This is a genomic window from Ruegeria sp. SAZD013 (assembly GCF_059612525.1).
The window spans coordinates 1-7,754 of record NZ_JBXWQT010000027.1; the positions used below are offsets into that span (position 1 = coordinate 1).

General features: G+C 59.4%; 6 protein-coding genes. All 6 read left to right on the forward strand.

Features of this window, described 5'->3' with window-relative positions; translation table 11 throughout:
* A partial coding sequence (locus AC2FLU_RS14200) for a COG4223 family protein (RefSeq protein ID WP_496808110.1) occupies positions 1-1,091 on the forward strand: 1,091 nt, incomplete at its 5' end.
* Positions 1,092-1,101: 10 nt separating this feature from the next.
* Complete coding sequence (locus AC2FLU_RS14205; protein WP_480519520.1) at positions 1,102-2,595, forward strand: heme biosynthesis protein HemY; 1,494 nt, start codon at positions 1,102-1,104, stop codon at positions 2,593-2,595.
* An 85-nt stretch (positions 2,596-2,680) separates the two neighbouring features.
* Positions 2,681-3,769: an MHYT domain-containing protein gene (locus AC2FLU_RS14210; protein ID WP_480519522.1), complete on the forward strand. Its 1,089-nt coding sequence runs from the start codon at positions 2,681-2,683 to the stop codon at positions 3,767-3,769.
* A gap of 139 nt (positions 3,770-3,908) precedes the next feature.
* Positions 3,909-4,742: an FAD binding domain-containing protein gene (locus tag AC2FLU_RS14215; RefSeq protein WP_496808111.1), complete on the forward strand. Its 834-nt coding sequence runs from the start codon at positions 3,909-3,911 to the stop codon at positions 4,740-4,742.
* 14 nt (positions 4,743-4,756) lie between these two features.
* Positions 4,757-5,251, forward strand: coding sequence for a (2Fe-2S)-binding protein (locus tag AC2FLU_RS14220; RefSeq protein WP_496714603.1), 495 nt, complete (start codon positions 4,757-4,759; stop codon positions 5,249-5,251).
* Entirely contained in the window at positions 5,248-7,665 is a 2,418-nt protein-coding gene (locus AC2FLU_RS14225; RefSeq protein WP_496714604.1) for an aerobic carbon-monoxide dehydrogenase large subunit, read from the forward strand. The genes AC2FLU_RS14220 and AC2FLU_RS14225 overlap by 4 nt, the downstream gene beginning before the upstream one ends.
* Positions 7,666-7,754 lie beyond the last annotated feature (89 nt).

The window sequence follows — 7,754 nt, forward strand, 5'->3', positions numbered from 1 at the left end:
AAGCCGAAGCCGAAGCCGAAGCCGAAGCCGAAGCCGAAGCCGAAGCCGAAGCCGAAGCCGAAGCCGAAGCCGAAGCCGAAGCCCCGGTCGCTGAAAAGACCGTCGAACGCGTAGTTGAAAAACGCGGCGGTTTCGTTCCGGCCCTGTTGGGTGGGGCGCTGGCCGCCGTTGCAGGTTTCGCGCTGGGCAATGGAGGGCTGTTGCCAACCGGCCCGGACAACTCGGGAGCGCTGGCAGAGCTGGAAGCAAAGCTAACAGAACAGTCGGACCAGATCGCCAAGCTGTCACAGGCGCTTGCAAACAGCCCTGATGTGTCTGGACTGGCAGATCAGGTCAAAACGTTGTCGGACAAGCTGACACCGGTTGAGAGCGACCTCGGCACGGTAAAATCCTCGGTTGATGCGCTGTCCGGTCAGGTCGCGCCATTGACGGACCGGGTCGCTGCGCTGGAAAAAGCCCCGATCGCCTCCACTGCCTCGCCCGAGGCAACCGCCGCGTTTGAGGCGGAACTGAAGAAACTTCAGGACTCGCTGGCGGCGCAACGGGCTGAAGTCGAAAAAATGGTTTCGGACGCTCAGGCTCTCGAAGCGAAAGCCTCGGCAGATGCACAAGCTGCAATGAATGCTGCCATTCTGGCGCGTCTGCGTGGACAGCTGGACACCGGCCAGCCTTTTTCGGAACTGGTTGCTGAACTGAAGGCAGGCGGTGTGAATGTACCGGACGCCCTGTCCGGCCCGTCGGAAAAAGGCGTGGAAACTCTGACCGCGCTACGGGCGTCGTTCGAGCCTGCGGCGCGAAATGCATTGGCCGAGGCGCGCGAGGCCGACAAAGGAACGGGTTTGGTCGCCTTCCTGCAACGTCAAACGGGTGCCCGTTCCGTCACGCCTCAGCAAGGTGATGGTCCAGACGCTGTTCTGTCGCGTGCGCAGGCTGAGCTTGCGAATGGCGACCTGACCAGAGCGTTGAATGAACTGAAATCACTTCCCGAAGTGGCGCAGGCTGCGATGGCCGATTGGGAGCAGGCGGCCGGGACACGAGCCTCCGCCATTGACGCCGTGAATACGCTGGCTTCCAGCCTGAACTCGAACTGAAGGACCTGCCATGCTGTGGTCATTGTTTAAGATCCTCGTTTTTGTTGCGATTATCGGCCTGCTGGCGCTGGGCGGTCACTTCCTGATGCAAACCAGCGGTGGGGTGCAGATCACCGTCGCGGGCACGGAATTCACCCTTGGGCCGCTTCAGTCGGTGATTGCGCTGGGTGTTCTGGTATTTGCGGTCTGGCTGTTCTTCAAACTGCTTAGTCTGTTGGTTGCGACGCTCAAATTCCTCAACGGCGACGAAACCGCCCTGTCGCGGTATTTCGACCGCAGCCGGGAACAGCGCGGCTATCAGGCGCTGGCCGATGGGTTGATGGCTTTGGCCTCGGGCGAGGGGCGCATTGCCATGACCAAGGCCAGTAAAGCCGAAAAGCTGTTGAACAAGCCGGAACTGACGGATCTTCTGGTGGCCCAAGCTGCCGAGATGACGGGTGACACCAAGAAAGCTTCGGACACCTACAAGAAACTGGTGACAAACAGTGCGACCCGGTTTGTCGGTGTGCGCGGTATCATGAAACAAAAGCTGGCCGAGGGAGATGATGAAACCGCCCGCAAGCTGGCCGAAAAGGCGCTGGCCATCAAACCGCGCCACGAAGAGACACAGGACGTACTGCTGAAATTGCAGACCAAGGCGCAGGATTGGGCTGGTGCCCGGTCGACGCTGACTTCCAAGTTGAAAGCCGGGTATCTGCCGCGCGACGTATTCAAACGCCGCGATGCGGTTCTGGCGCTGTCCGAAGCCAAGGGAATCCTGGATGAAGGCGCGACTGTCGAGCAACAGGAGCGCGCGATCGAAGCCAATCGCCTGTCGCCCGACCTGGTGCCTGCCGCCGCCATGGCGGCCCGAGCGTATATCGCCAAGGGCAAGTCCCGGGCAGCGACCAAAATCCTGAAAAAAGCGTGGGAAGTTCGTCCACATCCGGATCTGGCCCATGCCTTTGCCGAGATCGCGCCGGATGAAACCCCGGAACAACGGGTCAGGCGTTTTACGGCGCTGACACGCACCCATCCCGAAAATCTGGAAACCCGTCTAATCCTGGCCGAACTGAACATTGTGGCCGAAGACTTCCCCGAAGCCCGCCGTGCCCTGGGTGATGTCGTGGAAAAACGGGGTGACGCGCGCGCCTATACATTGATGGCCGCCATTGAACGCGGCGAGGGTGCCACCGACGCCGTTGTCCAAGGTTGGCTTGCCAAGGCACTGAACGCGCCGCGCGGCCCGCAATGGGTGTGCGACAACTGTCATGACATTCAACCCGAATGGGGACCTGTTTGTCAGAACTGCCACAGCTTCGATACGCTCAGTTGGCAAACGCCACAGACACCCGAGATTGCAACAGCGACCGGGGTTCACATGCTGCCCCTGATCGTCGGTGCACTTGAGAGCCAGACCGAAGAACCCGAAACAGTCGAGCCTGCGGAAGACGATGATGTGGTTGAAGTCTCAGTGGATGCTGTAGAGGTGGCGGACGACGCAGAGGCTCAGAAACAGGTCTGAGCCCTGCTGTTGCTAACTGTGAATTGTCGCAATCAATTCGGTTTGCTAACGTCATCCTCGCGTCGGGGAGGGCGTTCAAATCCAAATGCTGGACTACTCTCACAACACTTGGTTGGTGGTGGCTTCGCTTGCCGTGGCGCTCATGGCCGGGTTCACGGGTCTGTACCTGACGCACGGCGCGTCAAGGCTGGATAGCCAGCGGCGCAAGTTCGTGGTGGCATTGGCCGCTGTCATTCTGGGCGGCGGCATCTGGTCGATGCATTTCGTGGCGATGCTGGGGCTGCAACTGCCAATTCTGTTTTACTATGATGCCCTGATCACTCTGATGTCGGCACTGGTCGCGATCCTGATGGTCGGGCTGGCGTTGCTGCTGCTGCATTTCCGGCCTCGCTCGGTTCAGACGATGATCGGATCTGGTGTGATTGTCGGGCTGGGCATCGTCGCGATGCACTTTGTCGGGATGGCTGGTATGCAGCTTTGCCGCCCTGTCTATGACATTTTCGATGTTGCTCTGTCAGCACTGGCATCAGTAATCTTGTCGGTGGCTGCAATTTGGGTGGCTTATGGCAACCGGACACAACGGAACATCCTGCTTGGCACGGTTTGTTTCGGACTGGCGGTGTTCACAATGCATTTTGTTGCCACGGGCCTGACTGATTTCGTCGCGAGCGACAGCCTCGGCGGGGCGGGTCCAGCGCTGGATAATCAGGTTTTGGCAATGGGGGTGACGGTATCCGTTTTCCTGATCTGTGGCGCTTTCCTATTGACCGGTATCACGTTCATAGAACCAAAGCCCGTGGCTGCACCTGCCTCGGGACCTGTGTCGGAACCCGCCCCAATGCGCGCTGGTGTTCCGTATGAGCGCGAAGGCCAGACTTTTTTTGCGCATCCCGCGCGGATCGCCGCCATTCGGGCCGAGGGGCATTATACGGTTCTCTATATGGATGCAGAGAAACTGTTCTGCCCCTGGTCGATCACGGATGCGGAAACGCGACTTTTGCCCGAAGGCTTCCTGCGGGCGCATCGTAGCTATCTGGTGAACCCGAAACACGTCTCGCGCTTTGAACGTCACAAGGACAATGGCACCTGCTATTTCGATGGCGTTGACGCGCTGAGCAAGGTGCCGGTCAGCCGGTCCCGCCTGACGGATATTCGCGAAGCACTGGGATTGTAGGCGCAACTCGTGCAGTTCTTTCGCATTTCGTGAAACAAGCCGCGCGCTCCGTTTTCCTTAACTGGATCAGTTAAATCCGCCGTTCTTTCCTTACCTCAGGTCCCTCAAGGCATATCGCCCGGACCCAGGGAGGAAAAACATGATACCAGCCGGCTTTGAGTATCACCGGCCAGGCGACATTGCCTCGGCCATCGGCATTCTACAGGAATACGGGGACGAGGCGCGCGTGATCGCGGGCGGGCATAGCCTGATCCCGATGATGAAGCTTCGCATGGCCGAGATGGGTCATCTGGTCGATCTTCAGGCCATCGAAGAGCTTAAGGGGATTGAGGTCGGGCCTGACACCGTTACTTTGGGTGCGATGGTCACGCAGCACGAGCTGATCACCCATGGGGATCTGGCCGGTGCCATTCCGCTGATCCGCGAGGCGGCTCTTCAGATTGCGGATCCGCAAGTGCGCTACATGGGTACTGTCGGTGGCAATGTGGCCAATGGTGACCCGGGCAATGACATGCCGGGGCTGATGCAGTGCTTGAACGCCTCGTTCGAGTTGTCCGGCCCGGACGGGAAGCGGACAGTTGCCGCGCGTGATTTTTATGAGGCCGCGTATTTTACCGCCCGCGAAGATGAAGAAATCCTGACCCGGATTTCGATCCCTGTACCGGGTACGGGCGTGGGGCAGGCCTATAAAAAGCAAAAGCGCAAGATAGGGGATTATGCGACCGCCGCCGCGGCTGTGATGGTTGGCAACGGTCATGCCTCTGTTGCGATGACCAATCTGGCCGACACGCCCATCTGGTCGGATGAGGCCAGCACGGCGCTGGCCGGTGGCGATGTCGAAGGGTGCGTTGCCGCAATGCTAGACGCGATCGATCCGGTCGCTGACAACCGCGGCCCCGTCGAATTCAAGAAACACGTGGCCGCCGTGGTGCTGCGCCGCGCCATCGACCATGCTCAAAGCCGCGCGGGCTGAGGGGGAGGGAACCAATGTCTAAAATGCATGTCAAACTGACCGTAAACGGCAAGCAGGTAGAAGGTCTGGCCGAGCCACGTACGCTGCTGATCCACTTCCTGCGGGAAGACCTGAAAATCACCGGTCCACATATCGGTTGTGAAACCAGCCATTGCGGTGCCTGCACCGTGGATATCGACGGCAAGTCGGTCAAATCCTGCACCGCCTTTGTAGCGCAGGTAAACGGTGCTGAGATCACAACCGTTGAAGGCCTGACCAATGATGATGGCAGCCTTGGAGTGTTGCAGGAAATGTTTCGTGAACATCACGGGCTGCAATGTGGGTTCTGCACGCCGGGCATGATCACCCGGGCGCATCGTCTGTTGCTGGAGAATCCGAACCCGACCGAGGAGGAAATCCGTTTCGGTATGGCCGGAAACCTATGCCGCTGCACAGGATACCAGAATATCGTCAAGGCGATCTCGGCTTCGGCTGACTTGCTCCATGCACAGAAGGAGGCCGCGGAATGAACGACCAGACTCTGACCCCCGAAGAACGCGCAGCCAACCTCAAAGGTATGGGCTGCGCCCGAAAGCGCGTCGAGGACGTGCGTTTCACCCAGGGCAAGGGTAATTACGTCGATGACATCAAGCTGGACGGGATGCTGTTTGGTGATTTTGTGCGATCTCCTTACGCTCATGCCCGCGTCGTCAGCGTGAACAAAGAGGCGGCCTTGGCACTGCCCGGCGTGATCGCCGTTTTGACCGCCGAAGACCTGTCGCCTTTGGGTTTGCATTGGATGCCGACACTGGCCGGTGACAAGCAGATGGTGCTTGCCGATGGCAAGGTGCTGTTCCAGGGCCAGGAAGTTGCCTATGTCGTGGCCGAAGACCGCTATGTCGCGGCGGATGCCGTTGAACTGGTCGAGGTCGAATACGAAGAGCTTCCAGTTATCACGGACCCGTTCGAATCGTTGAAGTCGGACGTGGTGCTCCGCGAAGATCTGGAAGGTCAGACCGAAGGCGCACATGGGCCGCGTAAGCATCACAACCACATCTTCACGTGGGAACAGGGCGACAAGGACGCGACCGAAGCTGTGCTGGCCGAGGCAGACGTGGTCGCCGAAGAGATGATCTATTACCACCGCACTCATCCGTGCCCGCTTGAGACCTGCGGTTGCGTGGCGTCGATGGACAAGGTGACCGGCAAGCTGACGCTCTACGGAACGTTCCAGGCCCCTCATGCAATCCGGACAGTAGTGTCGCTGATTTCGGGGCTGGCCGAGCACAATATCCGCGTGATCAGCCCCGATATCGGTGGTGGGTTTGGCAACAAGGTGGGGGCCTACGCAGGCTATGTGTGCTCGGTGGTGGCCTCGATAGTTACCGGCAAACCGGTGAAATGGGTCGAGGACCGGATGGAAAACCTGATGTCCACTGCCTTTGCCCGTGACTACTGGATGCAGGGGAAGATTGCCGCCACCAAAGATGGAAAGATCACTGGATTGTGGTGTCATACCACGGCGGATCACGGCGGTTTCGACGCGTGTGCCGACCCGACCAAATTCCCTGCCGGGTTCATGAATATCTGCACCGGGTCTTATGACATCCCGACTGCCTATCTGGCAGTGGATGGTGTCTATACCAACAAGGCGCCGGGCGGTGTGGCCTATCGCTGTTCCTTCCGCGTGACCGAAGCTGCCTATTTCATCGAACGCATGATCGAGGTTCTGGCCATCAAGCTGAACATGGACGCGGCCGAGTTGCGTCGGATCAACTTCATCAAGGCAGATCAGTTCCCCTATCAATCCGCGCTGGGCTGGGAATATGACTCGGGCGATTATCACACGGCCTGGGACAAAGCGCTGAAGGCTGTGAACTATGAGGGTCTGCGGGCGGAACAGGCACAGCGGATTGCGGATTTCAAGGAAGGAAAAACGCGCAAGCTGCTGGGCATTGGTCTGACACATTTCACGGAAATCGTCGGGGCCGGACCGGTGAAGAACTGCGATATCCTCGGGCTGGGGATGTTCGACAGCTGCGAGATTCGCATTCATCCGACCGGATCAGCGATTGCGCGGCTTGGAACGATCAGCCAAGGCCAGGGCCATGCCACAACCTTTGCCCAGATCATCGCCAGTGAAATCGGCCTGCCCGCCGATGACATCACGCTGGAAGAGGGTGACACGGATACCGCACCTTACGGGCTTGGGACTTATGGGTCCCGGTCTACTCCGGTCGCTGGCGCGGCCACAGCAATGGCGGCCCGCAAAATTCGGGCAAAAGCCCAGATGATCGCGGCCTATCTGCTGGAGGTGCACGACAACGATGTCGAATGGGACGTGGATCGCTTCGCTGTCAAAGGCGCGCCTGAGCGGTTCAAGACCATGAAGGAAATCGCATTCGCCGCCTATAATCAGGCCATTCCCGGGTTGGAGCCGGGTCTGGAGGCCGTCAGTTACTATGACCCGCCCAATATGACTTATCCGTTCGGGGCCTATATCTGTGTCATGGAGATTGACGTGGATACTGGTGAATGGGAAGTCCGGCAGTTTTATGCGCTGGATGACTGCGGCACCCGGATCAACCCGATGATCATCGAGGGTCAGGTCCATGGCGGTGTGACCGAGGCGTTGGCCATCGCGATGGGTCAGGAGATTGCCTATGATGACATGGGCAATGTGAAAACCGGTACGCTGATGGACTTCTTCCTGCCGACCGCGTGGGAGACGCCGAACTATACTACCGACCATACGGTGACCCCGTCCCCGCACCATCCGATTGGCGCAAAGGGTGTGGGGGAAAGCCCAAATGTCGGCGGTGTGCCCGCGTTCTCGAACGCAGTGCATGACGCGTTCCGACCCTTTGGACTGGTGCAGAGCCATATGCCGCACGACCACTGGCGGATTTGGAAGATTGCCAATGGTCTGGGGATGCATCGGTGAATGGGATCGGACCGGCTGTTGCCGGTCCGACCGAGGGGGGGGGGGGGGGGGGGGGGGGGGGGGGGGGGGGGGGGGGGGGGGGGGGGGGG